Here is a 26104-nt window from a genome sequence, read left to right on the forward strand (position 1 = left end):
TTCTCACTGTTATTTTTTATTTAAATTATGACTAATACGTTTTCTTGGTTTAATTGACTCGCTTACTCAGACTGACCTACCCCAAACAGATGCATCAAACTGGTAAATAAATTAAAAATGGCCACAAAAAGACTGACTGTCGCCATAATATAATTGGTCTCCCCACCCTTCATAATATTGTTGGTTTCATACAGTATTAGTCCAGACATCAGTAAGACAAACATTGCCGAGACAGCCAACGACAAGGCACTCGATTCCATAAAAAACGCAATAAGTGCCATAACAAAACCGACAATAATACCCACTACCAGGAAACTGCGTAAGAACGAGAAATCCCGTTTACTGAATATTGCATAGGCTGACAGGCCAATAAATACCGCTGCTGTTGTTACCGCTGCTTTTAATACTATCGCAGGTGCACCTGCCCAATACGCACTCAACAAAGGCCCAAGGGTCAGCCCCATAAAGCCCGTTAAAGCAAACACACTTAACAAACCAGCGGCCGAGTTTTGGGTTTTATGAGTTAAGAACAATAGCCCAAAATATCCCCCTAAGGTCAATAACAAGCCCAGTGGCGGCATATTGAAATACACAGCGAGACTCGCCGTTACACCACTAAATAATAGGGTTAAGGCTAATAACGCATAGGTATTACGCAGTACTTTATTAACACTAGTAAGCTCTACAGCACTGTTCGCTGTTTGAGAAAACTGCATTTGACTAGACATTAGATACTCCAGATTGATCAAAAATAAAATCTAACTCGCCGTGGGATAATTGCCGCACAGAGACATGGTCGACTCTTTGCAGTTTGTTATACCGTCGTTTTAATGTTCGTTTGGCTACGCTTAGTGCATGAGCCAAAGCTTTATGTAAGTTGGCCTGTTTTGATACAACGTTAACCGTTGGCAAACCAAACAATACAAGCTGTACTCGGCACTGTTTATCCTCCCCGCCTTTAGGGCCATTTACATCAGTAAAAATGACCCTAACTTTGCGAATTTTTTGTTGGGTGCGATCAAAAATCCCTTTTATGCGCTGACCGAATTCCTCTTTCAATTGTTCACTGATATTTAGATTTTGTGCATGAATATTTAATTGCATATTAACGCCTCACTTTCAGTTAAATTTAAAATCACATAGAAAAACACTTTTACACAACCACACTACTGCTCTTGCTTTTTACGGCACAGCGAAATAATAAAGGCGCCCAAACAAGCGGAAAATAATGATGCACTTAACACACCTATCTTCACGCTATCTAAGTACTCCGAGCTATAGCCTTCGAAAGCAAGTGAACCGACAAACAAACTCATGGTGAAACCGATACCACACAAGATTGAAACGGCATAAATTTGCAGCCACGTTACCCCCTCTGGTAACTTGGCAAAACCCAGCTTCACCGCCAGCCAGCAGGCGCCAAAAATACCCAACTGCTTGCCGATAAATAGCCCTGCTACCACACCAATAACCACTGGCAACATAATTTGTTCGGCTTGTGCATCAATAAATCGCACGCCCGCATTAGCAAAGGCAAAAACCGGTAGAATTAAAAACGCCACCCATGTGTGTAACCCTTCCTCGAGTTTGAGTAACATGGAGCCTGTAGTAGCACCTGATGAGTCAGTCAATGACTTAAACGGAATAAACCATGCGATGGCAAAGCCTGCTAAAGTGGCATGCACACCGGATTTTAATACTGCGCCCCATACCACAACGCCTACCACTAAATAGGCAGCAGGTTTAGCCACATTAAAACGATTTAATAAAAACAGAATAACTAAGCCAGCTAATGCCACAGTTAAGGACAGTAAGGACATTTCAACTGAATAGAACAAGGCAATAATGATAATGGCGCCAATATCATCAAAAATAGCCACAGACAATAAGAAGAGCTTCAGGGTGATGGGCAAGGCACGCCCAAATAAGCTAAAAACACCTAGGGCAAAGGCAATATCAGTTGCCGCTGGAACTGCCCAGCCTTTGAACGTAACGGCATCTTGATAATTAAACGCGGCATAAAGTAAAGCAGGCACCATAATACCCGCAATTGCGGCTATAGCAGGTAAGGCGACTTTTTGCGGGGAACTTAAGTGGCCGTCCAGCACTTCACGCTTAACTTCTAAGCCAATTAGAAAGAAAAATATGGCCATCAAACCATCGTTAATCCATAACAGCATGGGTTTATCAATACTAAAGCCGCCAATACTGACTGACACTGGCAAGCCAAACACCCACTCATACACTCCATAGGCAGGGGTATTTGCTACGATCAGGGCGAGTAAAGCAGCAGCGACAAGAATCACGCCTCCAGCCGCTTCATGCTTGAATAATGCAGTAATTGACTGCCCCATAAGGTAATATTTCCGGTTAAAGCACATTTAATTGGCGGCTAGCTTGCCATGGCGTTTATATAAGATATAGTCGAATATAACTTATCTATACATCGGAAATACCTGCGAAAAATGGCACAACTTAATTACCATCATCTTTACTATTTTTACATCACCGCCAGAGAAGGTAGCATAGTCAAAGCAGCCGAAATTCTGCATGTCACCCCGCAAACCGTCAGTGGACAAATTAGTACTTTTGAGAATTATTTAGGCACGGTATTATTTGATCGTATTGGTAAACGGCTTTTTCTCAATCCCTTGGGCAAAGTGGCCTATGAATACGCCGAAGAAATTTTTGCCTCTGGTCACGAACTGCTGGATATGCTGCTGCAAAAGCGAGAACAACGAATACGCACTTTCACCATAGGTATTACCGATGCAGTCCCTAAAGTGCTGGCTTTTGATTTAACTCACCCTACTAGCATAAAATTTGAGTCAACTCGGTTTATCTATAAAGAAGGCGAATTTGACAGTTTGTGCGCTGATCTTGCGATCAACAAACTCGATCTAATTATTGCCGACCGCAATTTAATACCTGGTAGCAATATAAAAGCCTATGGTCATTTATTACGTGAATCAGGCTTAAGCTTTTTTGCTAGTCACAAACAAGCAGAGTCATTGCAAAAAGGCTTTCCTCACTCTTTGCAACATACAGGTATGTTGATGTCGGGTGACAAGTCATCGATGAAACACAGCATACTAGCTTGGTTTGAACGCTTAAAGATGAGCCCAAAAATCGTCGCAGAGTTCGATGATAGCGCACTGTTAAAAATGTTTGGCCAAGAAGGCCTGGGGGTGTTCGCAGTTCCTAGCAGTATTGCAAACCATGTTAGCCAACGTTATGAAGTCAGTTGTATTGGCGAAACCTTGGATATTACGGAGCGCTACTATGCCATTTGTTCAGAGCGAACCAGTCAAAGTGATATCGTTCGACACATCCTAGTCAACGCTAGACAGACCTTAACAAAAGCATAAAGGCAGGTATAAAAAAAGCAGCCTAAGCTGCTTTTCTTGAATCTATTGCTTTACTATAAATAAGAATTATCGCCTGAGTTAGCCAATTGGGCTTGCAAACGCTCAGTTGTCGCTTTTTCAGTTTGTACAAACTTAAGCCATTGCTGAGCCATACCTTTGCTGCTATTAAACTTCTCTGCTTCAGCCAGCTCATTCAAGGCCACGTTGTAATCCCCTAAATTGAAGTGCGCCATGCCCAAGACTAAATGCACTGTTCCTTCGTTGCGTAAGCCGCCTTTTTCAAGAGCAGTGATTGATGAATCAATGGCTTGTTGCCACTTTTCCATATTCAAATAGGTTTGTGCAAGTTGAGCATCTAATTCACCATCTTTGGCTAATTTAGCTGCGGCCATCATCACAGGTACAGCTTTTTCGTTTTCTTTGGCAAAACTCCAAGCCTGAGCTAAAAACGTCAAGTTACGCTCGTCTTTAGACAATTTGCCTTGTTTGATACCGCTTTCCATTAATAACGCAGCTTTAAATGGAACTTGATGATAATAATATAGCTGCGACAGATTAAAAATATCTGAACCCGTGGCGATATAATCCATCTGATAAGCGATTTCCATGTAGGCTAGCTGTTGCTTTTCGTCACCGAGTTCACCATACATGCCGGCCAATTGTATCCAATAAGCCGGTTTTTCATATTGCTTAACCAATTTTAATAAGACATCTTTCACTTTTTCAGGTTGTTTAAGTTCGAAATACACTGCGCGCTGCAAGACGTACCAATTTTCATCAACCTGATAGCCTTCTTTACTATTTTCTTGTTGTTTCACCGCTTGATTAATATAAGCAGAAGCCTTGGCATAATCTTGTTTTTGATACATTGCTTGAGCTTTAAGAACCAAATTCTTGGCTGGGATCTCAACACCTGGGGCGATTTCCTTTTGAATCGCTTCCCACTTTTCTATAAATTCAATGGTGCTGTCGTAGTTGCCACGCATCATGTGAAGTTGAGCAAGGCTGAATAAGGTCGCTTGCTCAAACGAAGTAGGAATAGGCTGTTGCTTGACAACTTCTTCAAACGAGGCGATAGCTTGGTCGAATTGCTCTAAATTGTAATGAATAAAACCATAAAAATTATACATCATGGCTTGTTCATAACTATTCATTGAATTGGCTTTGTCCTTAACTTCGTCAAGAATAGCAAATGCTTCTTTGGGTTTACCTGCATCAGCGGCCGTTTGTGCTCTGGACAGTTGGTCGTAGACTTTGGCGCGCAAAGTTGGAACACGCTGAGTTTTGCGCTCACTACTCGCTTCTTGAGCAAGACTTGGTGCTGAGAATCCGGCCACTAGTAATGTGCTGCTAAGCACAAACACTAGCGACAAAGCCTTCACGCTAGTTTTCATATTCGATTTAGTCATTACTATTATCCCCCAATTTCAAAGGTAACGCGCACTTCAACCCCAGACACTTCCATGGCATCACCATTGACAACACGGGGCTTATATTTATATTTCAAGGCAGCATCCATTGCGGCTTGCTCAAAAATGCCTTCTGGTGAGGCGGCAATCACTTTTGGATCGCGCACTGACCCTTGTTTAGTCACAATAAATTCTAGATCCACGTAACCTTCAATTCCACGTTGTAAAGCGCGACGTGGATAAACCGCAGCAACCCGCACGATCGGCAAATATTCGCCGTCCCCTGACTCCAGCGCTAAGCCACCATCAAGAGATAAATCTGAGGTCACATCTGCACCAAAGTCCATACCACTGGTGGCATTATTAGGATTTGCCGCTTCCATTTGCGGTTGCTCCATCTGTGGTGGTGGCGCTTTAGGGGGTGGTGGCTTGCGTGGTTTACGGTCTTTAGTCTCGATCGCATCTTCTTGTTTCAAGCGCACAAAATCGAGCACTGAACCAACCGGGGCGTCGCTTAATTTCTGGTCGCCACTTTTAATCAGAGCTTGCATCAAAAAAAACAAACTCAGGGTGATTAAAGCGGCCAGGAATATGGCTAAAAGCAGTCTTAGCATGTGCCTCTACTCTTGAGCTGCGATAGAAACGTCAAATACACCTGCTGAGCGCGAGGCATCCATGACTTTAATCAAGGTTTCAACGTTAGCTTTTTTATCTGCTTGAATAACCACAGACCCTTGTGGATTTTCAGCTTTTAAACGCTCAATATTAGCTTGCACAGCACGCACATCAACTCTGCGTTTGTTAATCCAAATCTCACCTTTATCACTGATAGCAACAAGGATGTTGGCGCGGTCTTTTTTGACTGCTGTGGCGGCTTCAGGACGATTAACGTCAATACCCGACTCTTTTACAAATGAGGCCGTTACAATAAAGAAGATCAACATGATAAAAACAACGTCCAACATGGGCGTCATATCGATTGCTAAATCTTCTTCTTCTACTAAATTTTGAAAATGTTGTTTCATTGTATTTACCTTACAGCGAGCGCCAAAGTGCTAGCGTTTAATTTCTAATGCGTCTTCTAAATGAATGCGTTCAGTTTTAGCTAAACGCGTTAACCACGTTGAAGCAAATACGCCCGATAACGCCCCTACCATACCCGCCATAGTGGGTACCGTAGCTTGTGAAACACCAGCAGCCATAGAGCGAGCATTACCTCCTCCAGACATTGCCATTACATCAAATACTTGAATCATGCCTGTTACTGTACCCATCAAGCCTAATAAGGGACACAAGGCAACTAAAGCTTGAATAATAGGTAAACTAAAACGCAGCTTCAGACTAATGCGCGAAATCATTGCTATTCTAATTTGCGCCGCATTCCATGAAGCGCGATCAGTACGGCCTTTCCATTGAGCGATGGTTTCACGCTTCAATTTTTTGTGACCAAATGACACATAGAGGATCCTTTCTAATATCAAAATCCACATCACAAAGATAAGGCCACCGATAACCAGCAGCACAGTGCCACCGGTTTCAGTAAAGTCTCGGATTGATTCAAAGATCTCAATAAACATCTTACTAGGCCTTTGTTTTAGACTGTCTTTCGGCACGCTCAGCAATTACACCTGCAGCCTGCTCTTGCAAAATCATCACGATATTTTTGCTTTGGGTGCTCAACAAGGCGTAAAGCAAAGTAGTGGGTATGGCAACAACTAGACCAAGCACCGTGGTGATCAATGCTGAGGAAATGCCACCCGCCATAATTTTAGGATCACCTGTACCAAACAAAGTAATTTGTTGGAAGGTCACAATCATGCCAGTCACTGTGCCTAATAAACCGCCCAATGGTGCTACCACTGAAATCATTTTGACTAAGGTTAAGAAGCGGCCCAACTTAGGTACTTCACCCAAGATGGCTTCAGTTAAGTGCAACTCAAGTACTTCAGTATCAACATCAGGATACTTATCTTTAACTTGCATAACACGGCCCAGCGGGTTGGTGCTTTTGAAGGTATCTGACTTCAACTGACGATTAACTTTAGCGGTAATACTGCTCAGTACGATGAAACGCCAAAAGGCAACAAATATACCCACAGCACCGACTGCTATAATAATATAACCAACAAGTTGTCCCTGATGCACACGCTCTTCAAGACTTGGAGCCTGAACAAGCAGACCAAGAATAGAACCACCTGTAGGGTCTAAACCAAACTCAACCAACTCGCCACTCGACTTTTGTAACGTTGCAGCACTGTCTAGGTAACGATCAGCTGGTTGACGAATTAACTCGTTAACGGTGCCTGTTTCGCCTTCATAATCTAAATACTTACCGTCTGCCACTAGCGCAAAAGGACCAACACGGACGATTTCTTTGTTAACTTTAGCGCCGCCCGCTTCTACTACATCACGAGTAAAACGAGTAACTTTGCCAGATTCGGTCATTTCGCGTTGTATCTCAAACCAAACTCGTTCAATTTCTTCGATCGAAGCCAGTTTAGAGCTGGTGCCCATCGACTGGGCTAGTTTATCTAAAAACTCAGAACGCCCTTCAATTTGAGCCGAAATAACCGAGTTAGAAAACTTGCCTTTGGTATCACCCGCAATTTGCTGAAGTACACCAAACAGTTCCTTTAATGAGCCTAAACGTTTATCTAAAGCACCATTTAAATCAGTTAACTTAAATTCATTTTCTTCAAATGCAGTTTCAAGTTTTTCTGAAGTCTTGAGCGCTGCGTCACGCTTAGCTGCAGCCTCTTTTAACATCTGATCTTGCTCAGCGCGTTTTTGAGTGAACTCTTGTTCACGTTGGGTATTTTGTTTGCTTTGCTGGAATTTACCTTGCTCAAGTTGTTTCAATAAAGCATCTAAATCAAGTGCTTTAGACTCTTGTGCAAAGGCTGTGGACAAGCCTAATACAGAGACAAAACAGAAGGTACATAATTGTTTAAACGTTAGTTTCATGTTCATCATTCTCTTAATCTGTGATGGCAACTGGAAGCATTAACAGGTCGGGGGCCATTTGCTTTTTGGCCATGCGCAAACCTTTGGTCACTTGAGTGCGATAATCAGACGACAAGGCCTCCCATTGGCTAGACTTTTTGTTCCAAATGCCCTGTAAACTGCCGTCACGAGTTTGATAAATTAAGGCAGTACGACCAATGCGCAAAAAATCCACATTGCGTTCTTGACCGTCAACCGTATGCAAACCGGCGTAAGCCTCTAGCGTGCGGCCATAATCCATTTCGACTTGATAGGCTTCCATTACGCGACGAAACTTTTCAGACGGAGCAACATCGGCTCTGTCCATCATATGTTTCAAATCGATAATTCGAGTGCTGCGCTCTTCTTGTAAAAAAGGCACATCTAAGGCAACAAACTGCTCGAGGCCATCTATCATGCGTATCATCAGAGGTGTAATTTGACGCTCAATAACACTGACATCATCAATAGAGGCGTTTAAATCAGCCATTTCCTGTACTTGATTGTCAATCTGTCGACGCAATTGACCGTTGTATACGTCTAAACCTTCAATTTCTTTATTAATGGTTTTGAATTGCTGTAACTTATTGTCTATTTGGTCAGTTAGATTATTAACCTTGACCTGGGAATTAGCCGCAGACTCATTGATTTGAGTGGCTGTTTTAACAGCAGGTTTAAGATCATTATCTTCCTGCGCAAAGCTGGTGCTGACGGTAAAGGCCGAGGCCACGGTTACGGCAATCACAGTTGCACGAAACTTACCGGAGAATTTGCTCACTCGTTTCATTCTTAAAACCCTACATTAATTAAGCAGCATGATGCTGATCCAATAAAACTGTGCGAAGGATAATAGGAATGTGTGACAAAAATATTACAGGTTTGACATAAAAGTAGGATTGGAACTTGAGCAAAACGCTAACAAGAGCTGCATCAGCAGCTCTTGTTAAACATTTATGACAATTAAAACTCGTAGTTATAACTTACACTGAAGGAGGTACCGGCCTCTTTAGCACGCACTACAACATCTGATTGAGTTACTTCTTGGTCTTCACCTAATATATTTCTAACTTTGAACTTAATCGTTGAACTAAAATTAGGATAATAGGTGTAAACCGCATCCAATGAATGGAAAGGTTGCTCATAAGCATCTTGACGACCTGCTACACCAGCGGCCAAAATCCTTTCGCCAAACACGTTATACACTAAGGACCCTGAGTGCTCGCCATTGACAGAGTCATAGTTTAACTGCAGGTTAACTACATACTCAGAATGCCCCGTCATCGGCTTGGTCGAATTAGTTAGGTTACCGGCTAGTGCATCAGCAATTACCGCTTCAGACTTACTCAAGGTCACGTTACCTGAAGTAAAAAAGCCGTTTGCCACGTAACCTAAGTCGTGTAACCACTCCATTTCAACACCATAGACATTAGCAGATTCACCGTTAATAAAGGTGGCTGAATAATCTTCATCACCAATACGTAATACGGTTTCGATGGGAGCAGTAATATCCTTATAAAATGCTGCAACCGAATAGTTATCGCCGTTTGCCAGATAACGTTCATAACGCAAATCGTAGTTTTTAATCGGGCTGCTTTGTAAACCAACTCGACCAAAAGTACGGATATCTGTTAATGGATCATAATAGGATACCGGCACAACTTCACGTAAGTCTGGACGAACTACTGTCTCACCGTAACCAGCGCGGATTTGATAGTCTTCGCCGCCAATATAGGTAAACGATATGGCAGGATAAATATCGTCCGCATTGATACTACCGGCTTCAATTTTGTCAGGTGCGTAATAAATATCTAAGTCATCCTGACCAAAAATCAAACTTGAAGTACCAATAGAGGTTTGTTTGAACTCTTCATAACGCAAACCACCACTAACTCGCCAGGTGCCTTTGTAAAAGACATCAAACATACCATAGCCAGCGCCAATTTTTTGGGCCGCTAAGTAATCATCTGCATCAGGCGCAGTTGGCTCATTGAAGTCAATTAAAATACGCTGACCTTCGATGAAATCGTTAGTTAAGTAGTCGCCATTGCTCAATGGTGAAGTCGAGCCATCGTTAATCACTAACTGAGAGCCTGTTTCATTGTTAACCGCAAAACTAGAGGTATTATACGTACGAGCACGGTCAGAAAAATCATAACCCGCTTTAAACTCTAATTCGAAGTCACCCACTGTTAACGGTAAAGACAAGTTACCGCCGTAGGAATTAACTCTGTCATCCATATCGGTGTAAGAAAACAAGGCACGGTTGTCATCACCGGTAATAGACGAGGAAACCAGCTCACCATTTTCGTAAGCATCTCTAAATTTGAATTCTACATTGGTCGGGATATTAGTACTGGCATGTGAACGGGTATATTGCCAATCGGCCCCTAAGCCGGCATAGTCCAAAAAGGTGTGCTTACCTACAAATTGCGATACTTTGAGTACCCGCTCTTCGTATTTAAACTCGTGACTGCGGTTTGCTCTGCCGTTACCTACAATGCTATATACCGTGCTACCTGCTGGCGCTTGTAAAGAAGATACTTGCGATTCATCTTCGTTATCTGCCAGATATAAATTAGTGTAAGACACTTGATGAGCGCCTAATTTATAACCCACATTAAGAACGCCATTATAACGCTCATTTTCAGTGGTTGAGACAGTATCTTTGACGGTGTCAAAACACGAAGTACTCACATCTTCTAAGGTGTTAAGCTCAGTGGCACAGCCTTCACCCAAATTCTGGGTTAGTACCGCAGTGCGCTTATCAGCCGCATCCCAACTATTGTCATAGGATGCTGATAATAAGAAACCTAAGGTTCCACCTAACCATTCTTCATCAATACTATTACCAATATGAGCTTTGGCATTATAGGCAGGGTCAAGAGACTCATCCTTTAAGGCAAAATTGCGCGGTAAAGATTCCAGTAACTGATTATTAATTGCAAGGGCTTGCTCTGAGCGTGTCGCGGTGGCTGTATCAACTAGATTATTCCTACTGATGATATTACCCACGGTAAAATCGCCACGATACTGCGTAATCGCATCTTGTAACACAAGTGGGATGCTGGCAGATTCACGCGAATAGGTATAACCAGTGCTGGCCGACGAATCAAATCCGGTGCCTATTTCAATACCTGCAGTGAATTCACTGGGTACAGTTTTGGTTCTGATATCAATACTACCACCACCAAAAGCGGCAGGCATTGAAGGCGAATACGCTTTTTGTACCGACAAACTTTCAATAATACTGGCTGGGATAATATCCAAGGGTAATACATTGCGGGTTAAATCAGGGCTCGGGATCGCCGCGCCATTTAATCTAGCACTTGAATATCGTTCACCCAGACCACGCACGTAAATAAACTTTCCATCTACCAAGGTTAAACCAGTGACACGTCGTAAAGCCGACGCGGCATCACTATCTCCAGTGCGAGCAAGTTGCTCAGCACCAAGAATATCGGCAACGAAAGCTTGGTTTTTTCGTTCTTCGATGACTGCAGATGCACTGCCTTGCAAGCGCGAACCAGTGGTAACCACTTCATCGAGTACTTTGTCCTCGTCTGTTTGCGCAACAACATTGGACGTAGCCAAAACTGCCATGCTCACAGCAAGTGCTATTTTTTTGAGACTAGGTTGACTATTCATAATTAAATTCTGCTCTCAAATCAAAAAATAGGCGCCTAAATTGCGCCTATTTATGAGTGGTTAAAATGGCTTAATCTTGTTCAGCAGCAGCTAGCGCTGTCTCAACCCATTTGTACCAGTTAGAGCTTGTATCTTGGTCAGATACTGCACCGATGTAGTTAACAGAATCAAAGAAGCCAGCATCCAAGGTACTTAGGTCATTTGCAGAAATAGTGATATCAGCTGAAGCGGTATCTGTAGCAAAGCCATTGGCTGCCAAAACACTTGCTGTAGACCCTATGCGTATGTTGCTAGTACCATCAAACCAAGCACTTAAAGCTGTACCCGTCAATGAAGCAGGCTCTTTACCGCTATTGAACGTGCCATCAGCATCATCAAATTCTACGTTACAAGCCATAACTGAATTATTGAACATGATTTTATCAGCTTGCTTTTCACCATCAGAAGAGAAGGTCATGCAGTAGGTTTGAGTTGCAGCGGTTTTTACCATCAATACATTGTAAAGATTGGCATTAAATTCATCATCGAATTTAAAGGCTACCGATGGGTCACCGTCACGCACTGACAAACCGTCTGAAGTTACGATGGTTACGTTAGCAATAGTAGGGTTTGAAGGAGGCGCTTCTGCAGTTGATGTGCCTTTAACTCCGTCAGATTCAAAACCGTGGTTACCCATAGAAACTGTTGTACCGTCGCGTGTCACTACCGTGCCGTGTTTAACAAATAAATATTGCATTTTGCCGTGGTAGCCAGCATCAAAATCGAAAGAGTCATCTTGAGTATCGGTAACTACAACGTGTTTAACCGTTGAAGCACCACCAAAGAATTCGATACCATCATCAAAGCCCTGGTGAATATGCAAATAATCGAACTCTGAACCAGAACCTACGGCGTTAAGGGTTAGTGAATTTAAGTCATCACCTTCGCCACCTACTTTTGGACCTGAGCCTGCATACCAAATTTTTGCCCACTTAATGTTACCGCTTGAATCAGTGTTATCATTACCACCGAAGTAACTCGTAATACCTTCCGAAGGAACGTTACAGTTGCCCGCGCCACGCTCTGCATCGGTACACTGGTCGGTTACTGCATTACCATTAATAATGATACCGCCCCAGTCAGCGTATAATGGACCTTTGCCTTCGTCATCAAAACGATCATAAGCAAATGCCGAGGTAAAAGTAATGGGCTTAGCAGCAGTGCCCACTGCTTGAATTTTTGCACCACGAGCGATGCGTATAATGGCTTCACCTGATTTAAACGCTAATACTGCGCCAGGCTTAACGGTCATTGTTGGACCACTAGCAGGGATTACAAAACCAGTCGTTGTATCACCGTCAGCACCAATTTGTAATGCATCTTCAAATACGTGAACACCACTATCAGGCAATTCTTCAAAAGTAATGTTTGAAGTAATAGAAATATTTTTGCTAGAGAAAGAATCATTGTATAAACAATCGATACCATCAAATGTACCTTCAACCGTACCCGCTTCACTTTCGTAACTTGCACAGGTCACATCAGAAGTAGTAGGAGTAGTTGTAGTATTGTTTGAATTATTAACACTGTTGTCAGTTGTAGAGCTGTTATCGTTCACTGTTGGAGTGATATTGATATCACCACCACAGCCAGCTAGTATTAGTGCAGTGGCAATAGCGCTTGCCTTGAATATACGTTTAAATTCCATGGTGCTCTCCAAATGCGAGTCAAATAGTAAGTTATCAAAACGATGCACAGAGTAGCGGAGACAAATGACAGTTTTGTTACATTAGCAAGGCGTCACAAAACTTTAATATTTGAAATTATCCACAAGAAAATAAAGTGCTAGAAACGTTGAGTAAGAGCTAACTTCGTCAAAGAGCAAATGTTAAAGCTGATTTGATTGCAGTCTTACAAAAGCCTTTAAGCCACTGAAATAAATGAATATTTTTTATTTGATAGGTAGAATTTAAACAACAACCTTAGTGTTCAAAAAGCAGATAAGTGCAGCAGATAAATAGAAATCATTGTCATGATAGTGTCACAATGGTTTGCTGGCTATTTGTGTCAGTTCTGCTGAAAACTCACATGAAAAGTCACTGCCAATGCCTACTGCACTGTTTATTTTCAAACTGGAATTATGGTGGGTCAGTACGTGTTTAACAATTGAAAGGCCTAATCCCGACCCCCCTGTTTTGCGTGAGCGTGCTTTATCTACTCGATAGAAACGCTCAGTGATGCGCGCAATGTCTGCTTGTGCAATACCATCACCGTTATCTTTTACGCTGAAACGGGCACAGTTTTGACTCAAATGCCATTTTACCTCTACCACCCCTTTATCAGGTGTATAGTGGATAGCATTAAAAATTAAATTTGAAAAAGCACTACGTAATTCTGACTCAATTCCATATACATACAGTTTCGGTGCAATATCAAAAAACAGCTTGTGGTGTTTATCACGATTAAGTGCCTGTGCTTCCGTTTGGATTTGCCATAGTAATTTCGGCACATTAACCAATTTATCAAAGGTTCTGTCATTACTTGCTTCGATGCGCGAAAGCTGCAGCAGTTCTTCGATTAAATTTTGCATGCGAATTGATTGGGTGCGCATTTCTCCAATGGCTTTATTGACTAACAGTGGAGGAAGGTCTGCCGCATCGGGCAACATTTCTAAGTAGCCGTTGATCACAGTTAAGGGCGTGCGCAATTCATGGGATACATTGGCCACAAAGTCTTTACGCATTTTTTCAATTTGACTCAAGCGAGTAACATCACGGATCAATAACATCATATTGTTATCAACAAAAGGTGCCCCCCTGAATTCTAAAATTTTATGCGCATTAGCCGGAGATGGCATTTCGAGTGGGCTCTCAAAGCGTTTTGCCACTAAAAAGTTTAAAAAATCAGGCTGTTTGAGGGCTTCAACAATATTTAATGTTTGTTTGTCAGGCCAACTCAAACCGAGTTCGATGCGGGCTAATCGGTTACACCAGACAATTTTATAGTCATTATCAATAACAACAACAGCGTCAGGTAAGGCTTCAGAGCCTGCTTTGTATGAGCTAATGATGTGACTCAGTTGTTTACGTTTATTTCGATTCTTTAATTGATTCTGGTGAATACCTTGATAAAGCTGGCCAAAAGGACCAAAAGTAGTCAGTGGCGACATTTTTTTACTGTGCCAAATCCACAAGTTTAATTGGAACAACTGATAAAACTGCCAAACCACAATCAAAAGAGCGAGTATGCCAATGCTTAACCAAAATTCTGAAAAATGCAGCCCAATCGCACCTACTATGGCAAAAAGTGCACATAGTGCAACTAAATTCAATAACCATATAAACGGCTTTTCCATAGAAAAATACAACTCCTTAATTAGTCAGGCTAAGCGACCAAGTTTGCCTAGGTAGGCCAAGTTACACCTACACTTTGGTAGAAAAACGATAACCCGCGCCGCGCACCGTTTGGATCATATTATCATGACCAAATTCTGAAATGGCTTTTCTTAAGCGTCTAATATGTACGTCGACCGTACGGTCTTCAACATAAACGTTGGTTCCCCATACATTATCCAATAGTTGCTCACGACTATAAACACGCTCTGCATGCGTCATAAAAAAGTGTAGCAATTTAAATTCTGTGGGCCCCATGTCTAAGGGGTTTTCGTTAGCCGAAACACGATGAGAAACAGGATCAAGCCTGAGACCTTGAGACTCAATAACATCTTCACTCGATGTGGGCGTGACACGACGGATCACAGCTTTGACTCTGGCAATCAATTCTTTAGGTGAAAAAGGTTTGGTTACGTAGTCATCTGCCCCTGCCTCTAAACCACGGACTTTATCTTCTTCTTCACCGCGGGCAGTAAGCATAATAATCGGAATATCACGAGTATATTCATGTTGTTTGAGTTTTTTGGCTAATTGCACCCCAGAACCACCAGGTAACATCCAGTCCAATAAAATCAAATCGGGATAAGGTTCAACAACGCGTTCCAATGCGACATTATAGTCTTCTGCTTCGATTGTTTCGTAACCCGATTGCTCCAGTACGAATTTCAGCATTTCCCGAATAGGCGCCTCGTCTTCTACCAACAGTATTCTTTTCGCCATAATATTGAGATCCTTTTACTTCAAAGTCGGCAATTATTCAGATTATATGTGACACTTTTATTAAAGACGCCATAATGAGTTTTAATTGTTTGTGTAATGATTCAAACTACAAAGCGATTCTTGCTAAATTCAAACATGCTAAATCCTTGTTAATTTGTCCGATAACGCATATTCTTTGAGCACTATTTTACCATTAGGGAAAGTAATTTATAGATGGCAAATATAAAACAGGGCTTGTCCAAGAGATTGCTCGCCAGAGTGTTATCAGTCTACTTTGTTTTGACACTAGTCGTTACTGTATTCCAAGTTTTTACTGAATACCTTAACGCCAAAAGCCATATTGAAGATGAGCTGCAAACCCTGAAAAACACTTTCAGCACTAGCTTGACGCGTGCGATTTGGGAATTGAACACGCCACAGGCGAAATCTATCGCAACCGGTTTAATGGAGCTTCCCATTGTTGAAGGGGTGCAAATACGCGATGAAAACGGCAACTATATTGCTGATCTAGGCTTAACCAACAAACAGCTTAATGAATCTATCACTAAAGGGGTGGTAAGAGATCATGCCGGAGGAACTTTTGGCTACAGCTTTCCACTAATATTCGAGTTTTCTGGACGTACTTCCTTAGTGGGTGACGTTACCTTATATTCCAGTTCAACCATCATATTTGGACGTATCGAAGTCGGTATATTCTTTTTAATTGGTAACGCCTTGATTAAAACTGCATTTTTAGTGTTCTTATTTATGAATGCCTTTCGCAATATGTTAACCAAGCCCTTGACCGAACTGACCCAGCAAATATCAGAATTTAATTTAGATGATCCAGAATCATCAAAGTTAGATCTCAGTGTGGATGAGGATAACGAACTTACCTTATTGCAAAATTCTTACAATAATCTGATTGATGATCTTGTTAGTTTTCAATTGAAACTGGCGGGGGCTCAAGGAGAGTTGCAGGCAGCTAATCGTCGTCTTGATGATCAAAATATTTCTTTAGAAGAAGAAGTCGCTAAAAAAACGGCGACCCTCAGTAAAATCATGTTGGACTTAGAACAACAAAAAGATGAGTTATTAATTAACCAACGAGAACTGCGCCAAGAAAACGAAAACCGTCAATTTGTTGAAGATGAGTTAAGAAAGCGAAATTCTGAGTTGGCGACATCTATGGACACCCTACAGTTAGCCAAAGATCAACTTGTAGAGTCTGAAAGAATGGCTTCACTCGGCGGCCTAGTCGCTGGCATTGCCCATGATGTGAATACCCCACTGGGTGTCAGTGTTACCGCAACGAGCTTTTTGCAAGAGCGCGTGGTTAATCTGCAAAGTGCCTTTGAAGAAAAGAAACTGACTAGCAGTACGATGAGTTCATTTTTAACCGATGCTCAGCAAACTATTACCTTACTCACTAATAACCTCAATCGAGCGTCAGACTTAATATCGAGTTTTAAACAAGTTGCAGTTGACCAAGCGAGTGAGGCGGAGCGTGAAATTAATGTGCGTCAGTATCTAGGTGAAGTGGTGCACTCATTGGCACCCAATCTGAAAAAGACTCAGCACACTATTGAAATACATTGTCCGGATGATTTAATGATCCTGTGCGCGCCTGGGGTGTTAGCACAAATATTTACCAACATGATAATGAATTCATTAATACATGGCTTTGAAAATAAAATTAAAGGTACCATCAAGATTGATATAAGCCGCATCAAAAACAAACTCATTATCAATTATCAAGATGATGGCAAGGGCTTACCTGAAGATATCTTAGAGCGTCACTTTGATGCATTTTTTACTACTCGAAGAGGGAAAGGCGGTAGCGGATTGGGTACCCATATCATGTACAATTTGGTTACTCAAACCTTAAAAGGCGATATTGAAGCCTTCAGTAAAGTACATCAGGGTTTGCGCTACAAAATCTCAATCCCAGTTTAGCTTTATAAAATTTAAACATCGGCGTGGCGAATAAGGGCAAAGACTGTTAGTCTCATTGCCCTTTTTTTTTGTAATAGCTCTGTGTGCTATTCGACTTTGGAATTTAAGCGGATTAATTATGTGGTTCAAAAATTTAAAACTTTATGCACTAACCCAGACCTTAGATATTGCAGAACAAGATCTCGAAGATAAGCTTGCGGAATTTAGTTTTCGACCTTGCGGTAGCCAAGATTTGGCCACCATGGGATTCTCTTCACCCTTTAATAATGGCAAGACCCTAATACATTCTGCTGCAGGTCGCATTTGGCTCACTCTAAAGAAACAAGAACGTATTTTACCCGCTGCTGTGGTCAACGCAGAACTTGCAGAGAAAGTCGCTCAAATTGAGGCCGAGACGGGCTCATCCGTTGGCAAAAAAGCCCAACAGGATATGAAGCAAGAAATCGTCCATCGCCTACTTCCCATGGCGTTTACCAAGAATAGTTTTACCCATGGTTTTATATCAACCAAGGATAACTTAGTTGTAGTAGATGCCTCAGCCGATGGCAAAGCAGAAGCCTTTTTAGCGATGTTACGCAAAGCCATAGGCTCGCTTCCTGTTGTGCCCTTAGCCCGTCAATCTGTGCAAGAGCAGTTAACTGCTTGGTTACAAAGCCAAGAGGTACCCAATGATGTTGTCATTCTTGAAGAAGCAGAACTCAAAGCCTTAGAAGAAGATGGCGCAATATTGCGTTGCAAAAATCAAGATTTAGGCAGCGAAGAGATCATCAATCATATTGAAGGTGGCAAAGTGGTGCAAAAGCTAGCCATTGAATGGGATGAGACCTTATCAGCCCTTATTCAAGAAGACTTGACGATTAAGCGCCTCAAATTCAGTGATGTTGTGCGTGAACAAAATGACGATATTCCCAAAGACCAACAGTTAGCCAGAATGGATGCTAATTTCGCCTTGATGTCTGGTGAAATTGTTCGTTTTGCGGCACGATTAAAAGTGTTATTTAACTTAAGCAGCGACGAGCAAAAGTAGGTTTTTCGGACAAAAAAAAGCCAAGTCATATTTGACTTGGCTTGTTAAGCTTCTTTTAGAGTGAGTCTAGCCAAATACATGTTTGGCGCTATCGCGATACTCTTTAAATTCATCTGACAATAGCATAGTAACATTGGGTATAATCTTTTTCTCAACCGCTTGTTCAAGTAGTTCAGCATCACCACCATCAAACTTTCCAGAGAGTACGGCGCCTAAACGAATCAAATCTAAGTAAGAGATAGATTCTGTTTGCACAGACAAATCACGCCAGCTTTTCGCCACTTGAATAAACTCTGGCTCAAAACCCCAAGCCTGCATGATGCCTTCACCAATTTTGCCCGATAGTTTTTTAATGGCCACGTCGAGAAAGGTAGGATTAGCAAACACTTCTGCATGTCTCTCCGCTTCAGTCAATACAGGTAATGCACCAATATTAGCAACCAGTGCAGCCAGCATCATTGAATCTAAATTTAAGGCTCTATTTTTGGTCGCTTTGGTATGAACTTGCAACACCGCTATTGAACTGGCCACGATCTCAATAGTGTCTTCCCATACCTTTTCCATGTACGCCTTGACGATAGCGTTTTTAGAAACAAACAATTGCTCCATCGCCAAAGCGGTGGCAATATTTTTTATTTGACGCAAACCAATACGAGTAACGGCTTGGGTAGTTGAAGTGACTTTGACCGTCCGCCCCAAATACGCACTATTCGAAATCTTAATCATGCGTGCACTGAGCGATGGATCTTGCCCAATAACGTCAGCCATGGCATTTAGATTGATATCGGGGTTATCCGCAGCCTTGCGCACCTTTAATGCGACAGCAGGAAGTGTGGGTAATACCAAGGTATCGTTATTGATCTTATCTATCAATATTGTCAGCAACGCATTTTCTGTAGACATTTATTTACCTGTTCAAAATCACAACAAATCAATTATTTGTGCAAAGTTTAATGATGTAATTGAGTGTAACTCGACTCAATTAGGTTTTAAATAACAAAAAGTTAAAAAGATGCTAGCACATTAATTAAAGCTATCAATGCGAGATTAAGGTGATAGCCAATAAAAATTTGATATATTAAGATTTAATTTAAGAACCATAACCACAAACGATAAAAATAAGGTTTAACAATGACAACATTATTAGCACGTACTCCACAAAAAATTTGTTTGGCGCTGTTCACCGCCGGTTTACTTTCTTGCAGTCCAACAGATAAAAACCCCAGTACTGAGTCGGTCAGTCCAATAAGCCAGAATTTTCAGCTTATTCCAGAAAAATCGTCACGCTTAGATATATATAAAAAGGTTAAGCTAAGCAGCGACTTGAGTCTATACACTGACTCTCAGCGAGACATGTTGAAATTATTAATAGAAGCGTCGGTCATTATGGATGATCTATTTTGGCGCCAAGCGTATGGTGACAACAAAGCCGACCTTTTAAGCTCAGTGAATAACCTTAAGGCGCGGGAATTTGCTAGATTAAATTATGGCCCTTGGGATAGATTAGCTGGCGATGCGCCTTTTCTTACTGGCGTAAGTGAAAAACCCCTTGGTGCTCAGTTTTATCCTGTAGATATGAGTAAGGAAGAATTTGAACAAAGTGATTTTGCAGATAAAAATGGTTTGTATTCCATGGTACAACGGGATGCTGATGGTAAATTAGTTGCAATTCCTTATTCACAGGTTTTCAAACCCGAGTTGACCAAAGCGGCAAATTTATTAAATCAAGCCGCAACCTTAGCCAGCGATGCCAGTTTTGCCAACTATCTGCAACTGCGTGCGGCAGCGTTATTGACTAATGACTATCAAGCCTCTGACTTTGCCTGGATGGATATGAAAACCAATCCAATTGAATTAGTCATCGGCCCGATCGAAACTTATGAAGATCAGTTATTTGGCTATCGCGCCGCTTTTGAGGCTTATGTGCTGTTGAAGGACCTGAGCTGGAGTGAAAAGCTCAGTAAATATGCCGCCTATCTGCCCGAGCTACAAAAAGAGCTGCCCGTGGCGGAGCAATACAAGGCGCAAATGCCGGGTACGGATGCGGATCTTAATGCTTATGATGTTATTTATTACGCAGGCCATTCGAATGCCGGCAGCAAAACCATTGCGATAAACCTGCCCAATGACGAAGAAGTACAATTGCAAAAGGGTACACGTCGCTTACAACTTAAAAATGCCATGCAATCCAAGTTTGACCATATTATGCTGCCCATTGCTGACCAGCTAATAGTGCCAGAACAACGTAAACACATTACTTTTAATGCGTTTTTTGCTAACACCATGTTTCATGAAGTTGCTCATGGATTAGGCGTTAAATCGGTACTCAATAGCGAACAAACTGTCAGACAAGCCTTAAAAGAACATGCCTCTGCTTTAGAAGAAGGCAAAGCCGATATTTTAGGGATCTACATGGTTAAACAATTGCTGGCTAAAGGCGTTATTGATCAAGGCACCATGGAAGATTATTACGTCACCTTTATGGCAGGCATCTTTCGTTCAGTGCGTTTTGGTGCTTCAAGCGCACACGGTAAAGCCAATATGATCCGCTTTAACTTTTTTAGTGAACATCAAGCATTTAGTCGTAATGATGAGGGCTATTACCAAATCAATATGGAAAAAATGAGTGACGCCGTTGATGCTTTATCGAATTTAATTCTGACCTTACAAGGGGATGGAGACTATGCAGGTGTAGCCCAACTGGTTGCAGAAAAAGGTATTATCAAGGCACAACTTCAAAATGATTTGCAACGCTTAACTGACGCTGCGATACCGGTCGATATTGACTTTGAACAAGGTATCGACGTACTAGGCCTATAAAACTAAAAAAGCCCTGACGGCTTACACTATCAGGGCTTGCATTGGCATAATGAAAGCAGCAAATTGACTGGGTCAAATGTTAGTTCAACGTCAGTGACCTAAACCTTTAACCTGTCCTGATAAGGTGGCCAGCCTAAAGGCTTACCCGCCAATACATGTAGATGAATGTGGTAAACGGTCTGTCCGCCATGCTCATTACAGTTCATCACTGCTCGATAACCTTGCTCTGCAAAACCCATATCCTTGGCTAGTTTGGCTGCCACCCAATATAGGTGTCCAACCAAACTTTTATCAGCTTCTTCAATGTCATTGACCGTTGCGATTGGCTTTTTTGGGATCACCAAAAAGTGAATTGGCGCTTGTGGATTAATATCACTAAACGCTAGCGCAAGCTCATCTTCATACAGAATGTCTGCCGCTATACTCTTATCAATTATTTTGCTAAAAATTGTTTCAGCCATATTGTTTGTCATCCAATTCTAATTAAGCAAAAGCAAAAACGTATACTAACAAGGCACTACCTAGTATCAAACGATAAATAACAAAAGGTAGCATACCAATACGCGATATCCAGGCTAAAAATATATAAATACACCCGTAAGCACACACAAATGAAAATGCCGCTCCAAGCAACATTTCCAACCATTGCACAGGGCCAGGGCTTTGCACCAAATCAACGGTCGCTAATAAACCAGCGCCTAAAATAACAGGGATAGACAATAAGAAAGAAAAGCGGGCGGCACTTTCTCTATTTAAACCTAACATTAAACCCGCTGTCATGGTGATACCGGAGCGAGATGTACCTGGAATAATAGCAATCGCTTGAGCTAATCCGATAAATAGGGCGTTTTTCCAAGTGATTTGTTCAATAGTTTTTTGCATGCTCGCTTTTTTGTCGGCGTACCATAGCAATAAACCAAAGACGATGGTTGTTGTGGCAATAACCAATGCGCTACGGCCGTAAACTTCAACAAAATCTTTGAGTAAAAAGCCCAAAATAACCGCCGGAATAGTCGCCAATATGACCCACCAGGCTAATTTACTATCAGTATTTTGTTGCTGACTAAAACCATATTTGAACCACGCAGCGACCAGTCTTATGATGTCCTGACGAAAATAAATCATCACCGCTAACAAACTTCCCACATGAACTGCAACATCATAGGCTAGGCCTTGGTTATACCAGCCAAATACAGCGGAAGGTAATATTAAATGTGCGGAGCTCGAAATAGGTAAGAATTCTGTTAAGCCTTGAATTATCGCCAGAATAATAATTTCAAATAAAGTCATGTTTAAAGTGGTCTCCAGGTAAATTCAATCGGCCAAAGTTGCTGTTGTGTTTTATCATATTCCTGCCATAAATCAGCATAGGTTTTTCCTGCAATAGGATGTTTATCTTGTGGGGCTATTTCCGCAAGAGGTTGCAATACAAAGGCATTATATAGAATTTCTGGCCGTGGTAATTCAACGGTATTATGGCTAATCACCGCGTCGTAAAGTAAAAGATCCAAATCAAGGGTACGAGGAGAAAACTTTTGGCTACTGCGCTCCCGCTTGTTGTTGTCTTCAATTAACTTAAGCGTTTGACAGACTTCGTCGATCGTTAGGTCAGTAAAGGCTTTAACCACAAGATTATAAAAGTGGCTGCCTTGAAATCCCACTGAGACACTTTCATACACCCGCGAAAGCACTAATTCACCATAGATTTCAGTCAAGCCCTGCAGGCCAGCTTTGGTATATTTTTCTCTTTCAATATTGCTACCAACGCTGATGTAAATCGTATGTTTTTTTGGCTTAAACTTATTCAATCTGCATTTTCCCGGGTAAGTTCAACGGCAACGTTCACTGCGTTGGTCAATATATCGGGTTTACTTAATTTAAGGGTTATTTTAGCAACTGAGAATTGTGCAAAGATAGCGTTTATCATCGCACTCGCCAAGGCCTCAATGAGTTCAAACTCACTGGTTTTAGCTGCTAATTCGATGCAATTGGCAACCTCTGCGTAGTTAAGTGTATCGTTGACATTGTCAGATTGACCGGCTTTCGATAAATCGGTATACAGGGTGACATCAACCATCAATCGTTGAGTAGCCACTCTCTCCCAGTCATACACGCCTATTAACGAGAATACCTCTAAGCCCTCAATAAAAATTTTATCCATACGAGATCCGCGCTGTTTTTTGCTTAGCTTTGATATATTCTTAGTAAATTGTAACCTTTTTGCGCAAGATAAGTATATGACAGGATTGGCGATTTTAATTATTGCTTGTGCCTACTTAGTAGGTTCGATCTCGAGTGCCGTGATTATATGCCGATTATTTAACTTCGATGATCCACGAACTTTGGGCTCGCGTAATCCTGGGGCAACTAATGTATTAAGAATTGCCGGTAAAATTCCCGCTCTATTAGTATTAATTTTCGATGTACTTAAAGGTACAGTCATGGTGTGGGGGGCCTATTTTTTAGGACTAGAGCCTCTGCAATTAGGCCTGGTTGCGGTGGCTGTTTGTTTAGGTCATAGCTTTCCGTTATTTTTTGGTTTTTCTGGCGGCAAAGCGGTAGCAACTGCTTTTGGTGCCTTACTACCAATCGGTTTAGACCTTTCGGCCATACTCGTGCTGATTTGGCTTTTTGTATTATTTACTAGCCGTTATTCGTCTTTAGCTGCGGTTGTTACCGTGAGTCTAGCCCCCTTTATTACTTGGTTTATTAAGGCCGAATACGCCCTTCCAGTAGCGATGTTATCTGTGCTTATTATTTTTCGACACAAGGATAATTTACAACGACTAATTCAAGGACAAGAACCAAAAATCAAAAAAAAATATTAGGCCCTTTTAGAGGGCTGACAATGAATCTAATGACCAACGCGGTTGAGCTTTAGTCGACAAACCTTCAACGTCTCCTGCTTTCAGACGTTGCATTCCTGCATAGGCAATCATAGCGCCGTTATCAGTACAAAATTCCATACGAGGATAAAATACCTCTCCCTTCATTTTGTTCATCATCTCTTGTAAGGCACTGCGCAATTGACGATTAGCGCTCACACCACCGGCAATAACCAAACGCTTTTGACCCGTTTGTTTAAGTGCACGCCGACACTTGATAATTAAAGTATCCACCACGGCTTCTTGGAAGGCATACGCTATGTTGGCACGCGTTTGAGGATCGTTATCTGCAGCTCTAATCGTATTAGCCGCAAAGGTTTTCAAACCACTAAAACTAAAATCTAGTCCTGGTCGGTCGGTCATCGGACGCGGAAATTTGTAATGTCCTGGCTCTCCGCTATCGGCTAACTTAGCCAACAATGGCCCACCGGGATAATCTAAGCCAAGTAATTTTGCCGTTTTATCAAAGGCTTCACCGGCGGCATCATCCACCGACTCTCCGAGAATTTCATATTGACCAATACCCTGCACATTCACCAACATCGAATGACCGCCAGAGACAAGTAAAGCGATAAAGGGGAAGTCTGGTGCTGGCTCATCCAACATAGGCGCCAGCAAATGCCCTTCCATATGATGCACTCCAACTGCAGGTACCTGCCACGCATAGGCTAAGCTGCGCGCCACTGAAGAGCCTACTAATAAAGCGCCGACCAATCCTGGCCCCTTAGTAAACGCCACACCATTTATATCGCTGGGCTGACATTTGGCCTGTGCCATCGCTTTTTTAATCAATGGCAATAATTTTCTAACATGATCCCGTGATGCAAGTTCGGGTACCACACCACCATAATCTGCATGCAGTTTTACTTGGCTGTATAATTCGTGAGAAAGCAGGCCCAATTTATCATCATAAATCGCGACCCCTGTTTCATCACATGAGGTCTCGATACCCAAAATTCGCATTTTTACACCTACCCAACTCTAATAATTGGGCAGCATTGTACTTATTTGCTATGATTCCACCAAATTTAACTTAACTTTATTGCTTGATATTGAATATTTAAGCTATCAAGCCTTTACATCATCGGCGGATATGATTAGAATTCCGCACCATTTTTAACCGCGCTGGCTAACTTTTGAGCTGGCAAATCAAGTTTTTATTTTGAGGTGAGAGTTTAATGCCAATCGTTAAAGTTAGAGAGAACGAACCTTTTGATGTAGCGTTGCGTCGTTTTAAACGTTCATGTGAAAAAGCAGGTGTACTTTCTGAAGTTCGTCGTCGTGAATTTTTTGAAAAACCTACTTGGGAACGTAAACGTAAGAAAGCAGCTGCTAAAAAGCGTTTATTGAAGAAGTTGTCTCGCGAAAACGCACGTCGTATCAGATTATATTAATCTCTCCCTTGGCGTGTTAGTGATAACGCGCCCAGTGATGTAAGATTTGCTTTGAGTCATACCATGTCTTTGTTAAATACAATAAAAGATGCCCAGAAAGACGCGATGCGCGCCAAGGACAAAATTCGTCTTGGCACTATTCGTATGTTGCTTGCTGGAGTAAAACAGCGTGAAATTGATGAGCGGATTGAGCTTAACGATGCTGACGTGCTTGCTTTACTAACTAAAATGGTAAAACAAAGAAAAGACGCGGCAGCACAGTTTGAACAAGCCAATCGCCAAGATTTAGTTGACGTTGAATTAGCTGAAATAGTCATTTTACAAGACTTCTTGCCCCAAGCATTGACCGAAGAAGAGTTATCTTCTTTGTTAGCTCAGGCTATTAGTGAGACTAATCCTTCCAGCATGCAAGACATGGGGAAAGTGATGGCCTGGTTAAAACCCAAGGTTCAAGGTCGTGCAGATATGGGTCAAGTAAGTAGTAAAATAAAAGCAGCTCTTAACGCTTAATTGTTTTACCAAGAATGAAAGAAGTAGACCGCAACAAT

The 26104-nt window shown here is 41.8% G+C and carries 26 protein-coding genes; 7 read left to right on the plus strand and 19 right to left on the minus strand.

The genetic code is table 11. The features are described from left to right. Positions 1-62: 62 nt before the first annotated feature. The 3 genes from ABKW31_RS13720 to nhaA all read right to left on the minus strand — a co-directional run bounded on the left by ABKW31_RS13720 (position 63) and on the right by nhaA (position 2354). Positions 63-728, minus strand: a complete 666-nt coding sequence (locus ABKW31_RS13720) for a Bax inhibitor-1 family protein (RefSeq protein WP_348617112.1) — start codon at positions 726-728, stop codon at positions 63-65. Beyond that, positions 721-1104, minus strand: coding sequence for an HPF/RaiA family ribosome-associated protein (locus ABKW31_RS13725; RefSeq protein WP_348617113.1), 384 nt, complete (start codon positions 1102-1104; stop codon positions 721-723). Before ABKW31_RS13725 ends, ABKW31_RS13720 begins: the two co-directional genes overlap by 8 nt. A gap of 62 nt (positions 1105-1166) precedes the next feature. Next, the gene (nhaA, locus tag ABKW31_RS13730) at positions 1167-2354 is read right to left on the minus strand and encodes a Na+/H+ antiporter NhaA (RefSeq protein ID WP_348617114.1); all 1188 of its coding nucleotides are present in this window, start codon (positions 2352-2354) and stop codon (positions 1167-1169) included. 111 nt (positions 2355-2465) lie between these two features. Here nhaA and ABKW31_RS13735 point away from each other — a divergent pair, with 111 nt between their 5' ends. Beyond that, on the plus strand, positions 2466-3368 hold the full coding sequence (locus ABKW31_RS13735; RefSeq protein ID WP_348617115.1) for a LysR family transcriptional regulator: 903 nt from the start codon (positions 2466-2468) through the stop codon (positions 3366-3368). A gap of 53 nt (positions 3369-3421) precedes the next feature. On the opposite strand, the gene ABKW31_RS13740 is transcribed toward ABKW31_RS13735, so the two are convergent. The 10 genes from ABKW31_RS13740 to phoB all read right to left on the minus strand — a co-directional run bounded on the left by ABKW31_RS13740 (position 3422) and on the right by phoB (position 15495). Further along, on the minus strand, positions 3422-4777 hold the full coding sequence (locus ABKW31_RS13740) for a hypothetical protein (RefSeq protein ID WP_348617116.1): 1356 nt from the start codon (positions 4775-4777) through the stop codon (positions 3422-3424). Positions 4778-4782: 5 nt separating this feature from the next. Beyond that, a complete protein-coding gene (locus tag ABKW31_RS13745; RefSeq protein WP_348617117.1) occupies positions 4783-5391 on the minus strand; it encodes an energy transducer TonB in 609 nt (202 codons plus the stop codon). Between the two features lie 6 nt (positions 5392-5397). Further along, on the minus strand, positions 5398-5802 hold the full coding sequence (locus ABKW31_RS13750) for a biopolymer transporter ExbD (protein ID WP_348617118.1): 405 nt from the start codon (positions 5800-5802) through the stop codon (positions 5398-5400). A 30-nt stretch (positions 5803-5832) separates the two neighbouring features. Continuing rightward, positions 5833-6354 (minus strand): MotA/TolQ/ExbB proton channel family protein, encoded by a 522-nt coding sequence (locus ABKW31_RS13755; RefSeq protein WP_348617120.1) that lies wholly within the window; start codon positions 6352-6354, stop codon positions 5833-5835. Positions 6355-6358: 4 nt separating this feature from the next. Continuing rightward, complete coding sequence (locus ABKW31_RS13760) at positions 6359-7741, minus strand: MotA/TolQ/ExbB proton channel family protein (protein ID WP_348617122.1); 1383 nt, start codon at positions 7739-7741, stop codon at positions 6359-6361. A 13-nt stretch (positions 7742-7754) separates the two neighbouring features. Further along, complete coding sequence (locus ABKW31_RS13765; RefSeq protein WP_348617123.1) at positions 7755-8546, minus strand: DUF3450 domain-containing protein; 792 nt, start codon at positions 8544-8546, stop codon at positions 7755-7757. Positions 8547-8719: 173 nt separating this feature from the next. Then, complete coding sequence (locus tag ABKW31_RS13770; RefSeq protein WP_348617124.1) at positions 8720-11404, minus strand: TonB-dependent receptor plug domain-containing protein; 2685 nt, start codon at positions 11402-11404, stop codon at positions 8720-8722. 70 nt (positions 11405-11474) lie between these two features. Continuing rightward, positions 11475-13091, minus strand: coding sequence for a hypothetical protein (locus tag ABKW31_RS13775; RefSeq protein ID WP_348617125.1), 1617 nt, complete (start codon positions 13089-13091; stop codon positions 11475-11477). Positions 13092-13424: 333 nt separating this feature from the next. Then, positions 13425-14738, minus strand: coding sequence for a phosphate regulon sensor histidine kinase PhoR (phoR, locus tag ABKW31_RS13780; RefSeq protein WP_348617126.1), 1314 nt, complete (start codon positions 14736-14738; stop codon positions 13425-13427). A 67-nt stretch (positions 14739-14805) separates the two neighbouring features. Next, the gene (gene phoB, locus ABKW31_RS13785) at positions 14806-15495 is read right to left on the minus strand and encodes a phosphate regulon transcriptional regulator PhoB (protein WP_348617127.1); all 690 of its coding nucleotides are present in this window, start codon (positions 15493-15495) and stop codon (positions 14806-14808) included. 213 nt (positions 15496-15708) lie between these two features. Here phoB and ABKW31_RS13790 point away from each other — a divergent pair, with 213 nt between their 5' ends. Together ABKW31_RS13790 and rdgC are read left to right on the plus strand one after the other, a co-directional pair. Next, a complete protein-coding gene (locus ABKW31_RS13790) occupies positions 15709-17430 on the plus strand; it encodes an ATP-binding protein (RefSeq protein WP_348617128.1) in 1722 nt (573 codons plus the stop codon). Positions 17431-17548: 118 nt separating this feature from the next. Then, positions 17549-18457: a recombination-associated protein RdgC gene (rdgC, locus tag ABKW31_RS13795; RefSeq protein WP_348617129.1), complete on the plus strand. Its 909-nt coding sequence runs from the start codon at positions 17549-17551 to the stop codon at positions 18455-18457. 66 nt (positions 18458-18523) lie between these two features. On the opposite strand, the gene ABKW31_RS13800 is transcribed toward rdgC, so the two are convergent. Continuing rightward, positions 18524-19360 (minus strand): HDOD domain-containing protein, encoded by an 837-nt coding sequence (locus ABKW31_RS13800; protein ID WP_348617130.1) that lies wholly within the window; start codon positions 19358-19360, stop codon positions 18524-18526. Positions 19361-19588: 228 nt separating this feature from the next. Here ABKW31_RS13800 and ABKW31_RS13805 point away from each other — a divergent pair, with 228 nt between their 5' ends. After that, positions 19589-21277 (plus strand): Zn-dependent hydrolase, encoded by a 1689-nt coding sequence (locus tag ABKW31_RS13805; protein WP_348617131.1) that lies wholly within the window; start codon positions 19589-19591, stop codon positions 21275-21277. A gap of 98 nt (positions 21278-21375) precedes the next feature. Here the strand turns inward: ABKW31_RS13805 and ABKW31_RS13810 are convergent, their stop codons facing one another. Genes ABKW31_RS13810 through folB form a run of 4 tightly spaced genes read right to left on the minus strand, consistent with a single transcriptional unit; the run spans position 21376 to position 23438 of the window. Beyond that, positions 21376-21738 (minus strand): histidine triad nucleotide-binding protein, encoded by a 363-nt coding sequence (locus ABKW31_RS13810; protein WP_348617132.1) that lies wholly within the window; start codon positions 21736-21738, stop codon positions 21376-21378. A gap of 22 nt (positions 21739-21760) precedes the next feature. Then, positions 21761-22567: an undecaprenyl-diphosphate phosphatase gene (locus tag ABKW31_RS13815; RefSeq protein WP_348617133.1), complete on the minus strand. Its 807-nt coding sequence runs from the start codon at positions 22565-22567 to the stop codon at positions 21761-21763. A gap of 2 nt (positions 22568-22569) precedes the next feature. Continuing rightward, the gene (gene folK / locus ABKW31_RS13820) at positions 22570-23085 is read right to left on the minus strand and encodes a 2-amino-4-hydroxy-6-hydroxymethyldihydropteridine diphosphokinase (protein ID WP_348617134.1); all 516 of its coding nucleotides are present in this window, start codon (positions 23083-23085) and stop codon (positions 22570-22572) included. Next, complete coding sequence (gene folB / locus ABKW31_RS13825) at positions 23082-23438, minus strand: dihydroneopterin aldolase (protein ID WP_348617135.1); 357 nt, start codon at positions 23436-23438, stop codon at positions 23082-23084. The genes folK and folB overlap by 4 nt, the downstream gene beginning before the upstream one ends. Positions 23439-23514: 76 nt before the next feature. Between folB and plsY the strand changes: the two genes are divergently transcribed. Beyond that, positions 23515-24105 carry a glycerol-3-phosphate 1-O-acyltransferase PlsY gene (gene plsY / locus ABKW31_RS13830; protein ID WP_348617136.1) on the plus strand — a complete coding sequence of 197 codons (591 nt, stop codon included), beginning with the start codon at positions 23515-23517 and terminating at the stop codon, positions 24103-24105. Positions 24106-24111: 6 nt separating this feature from the next. On the opposite strand, the gene tsaD is transcribed toward plsY, so the two are convergent. Then, positions 24112-25125, minus strand: a complete 1014-nt coding sequence (gene tsaD / locus ABKW31_RS13835; RefSeq protein ID WP_348617137.1) for a tRNA (adenosine(37)-N6)-threonylcarbamoyltransferase complex transferase subunit TsaD — start codon at positions 25123-25125, stop codon at positions 24112-24114. 215 nt (positions 25126-25340) lie between these two features. Between tsaD and rpsU the strand changes: the two genes are divergently transcribed. Next, positions 25341-25556 carry a 30S ribosomal protein S21 gene (gene rpsU, locus ABKW31_RS13840; RefSeq protein ID WP_006991319.1) on the plus strand — a complete coding sequence of 72 codons (216 nt, stop codon included), beginning with the start codon at positions 25341-25343 and terminating at the stop codon, positions 25554-25556. A gap of 63 nt (positions 25557-25619) precedes the next feature. Further along, positions 25620-26066 (plus strand): GatB/YqeY domain-containing protein, encoded by a 447-nt coding sequence (locus tag ABKW31_RS13845; protein ID WP_348617138.1) that lies wholly within the window; start codon positions 25620-25622, stop codon positions 26064-26066. Positions 26067-26104: the final 38 nt, after the last annotated feature.

Origin of the sequence: Paraglaciecola sp. 25GB23A, assembly GCF_040012495.1 — a bacterium.
Classification (GTDB): domain Bacteria; phylum Pseudomonadota; class Gammaproteobacteria; order Enterobacterales; family Alteromonadaceae; genus Paraglaciecola.

Coding starts and splice junctions, on each gene's coding strand:
- ABKW31_RS13740 (WP_348617116.1), bottom strand. CDS start 4,777: ATGACTAAATCGAATATGAAAACTAGCGTGAAGGCTTTGTCGCTAGTG.
- phoB (WP_348617127.1), bottom strand. CDS start 15,495: ATGGCGAAAAGAATACTGTTGGTAGAAGACGAGGCGCCTATTCGGGAA.
- nhaA (WP_348617114.1), bottom strand. CDS start 2,354: ATGGGGCAGTCAATTACTGCATTATTCAAGCATGAAGCGGCTGGAGGC.
- folB (WP_348617135.1), bottom strand. CDS start 23,438: ATGGATAAAATTTTTATTGAGGGCTTAGAGGTATTCTCGTTAATAGGC.
- ABKW31_RS13805 (WP_348617131.1), top strand. CDS start 19,589: ATGACAACATTATTAGCACGTACTCCACAAAAAATTTGTTTGGCGCTG.
- ABKW31_RS13735 (WP_348617115.1), top strand. CDS start 2,466: ATGGCACAACTTAATTACCATCATCTTTACTATTTTTACATCACCGCC.
- rdgC (WP_348617129.1), top strand. CDS start 17,549: ATGTGGTTCAAAAATTTAAAACTTTATGCACTAACCCAGACCTTAGAT.
- ABKW31_RS13845 (WP_348617138.1), top strand. CDS start 25,620: ATGTCTTTGTTAAATACAATAAAAGATGCCCAGAAAGACGCGATGCGC.
- ABKW31_RS13790 (WP_348617128.1), top strand. CDS start 15,709: ATGGCAAATATAAAACAGGGCTTGTCCAAGAGATTGCTCGCCAGAGTG.
- ABKW31_RS13745 (WP_348617117.1), bottom strand. CDS start 5,391: ATGCTAAGACTGCTTTTAGCCATATTCCTGGCCGCTTTAATCACCCTG.
- ABKW31_RS13815 (WP_348617133.1), bottom strand. CDS start 22,567: ATGACTTTATTTGAAATTATTATTCTGGCGATAATTCAAGGCTTAACA.
- ABKW31_RS13770 (WP_348617124.1), bottom strand. CDS start 11,404: ATGAATAGTCAACCTAGTCTCAAAAAAATAGCACTTGCTGTGAGCATG.
- ABKW31_RS13725 (WP_348617113.1), bottom strand. CDS start 1,104: ATGCAATTAAATATTCATGCACAAAATCTAAATATCAGTGAACAATTG.
- tsaD (WP_348617137.1), bottom strand. CDS start 25,125: ATGCGAATTTTGGGTATCGAGACCTCATGTGATGAAACAGGGGTCGCG.
- ABKW31_RS13750 (WP_348617118.1), bottom strand. CDS start 5,802: ATGAAACAACATTTTCAAAATTTAGTAGAAGAAGAAGATTTAGCAATC.
- ABKW31_RS13810 (WP_348617132.1), bottom strand. CDS start 21,738: ATGGCTGAAACAATTTTTAGCAAAATAATTGATAAGAGTATAGCGGCA.
- rpsU (WP_006991319.1), top strand. CDS start 25,341: ATGCCAATCGTTAAAGTTAGAGAGAACGAACCTTTTGATGTAGCGTTG.
- ABKW31_RS13760 (WP_348617122.1), bottom strand. CDS start 7,741: ATGAAACTAACGTTTAAACAATTATGTACCTTCTGTTTTGTCTCTGTA.
- ABKW31_RS13765 (WP_348617123.1), bottom strand. CDS start 8,546: ATGAAACGAGTGAGCAAATTCTCCGGTAAGTTTCGTGCAACTGTGATT.
- plsY (WP_348617136.1), top strand. CDS start 23,515: ATGACAGGATTGGCGATTTTAATTATTGCTTGTGCCTACTTAGTAGGT.
- phoR (WP_348617126.1), bottom strand. CDS start 14,738: ATGGAAAAGCCGTTTATATGGTTATTGAATTTAGTTGCACTATGTGCA.
- ABKW31_RS13775 (WP_348617125.1), bottom strand. CDS start 13,091: ATGGAATTTAAACGTATATTCAAGGCAAGCGCTATTGCCACTGCACTA.
- ABKW31_RS13720 (WP_348617112.1), bottom strand. CDS start 728: ATGTCTAGTCAAATGCAGTTTTCTCAAACAGCGAACAGTGCTGTAGAG.
- ABKW31_RS13755 (WP_348617120.1), bottom strand. CDS start 6,354: ATGTTTATTGAGATCTTTGAATCAATCCGAGACTTTACTGAAACCGGT.
- ABKW31_RS13800 (WP_348617130.1), bottom strand. CDS start 19,360: ATGTCTACAGAAAATGCGTTGCTGACAATATTGATAGATAAGATCAAT.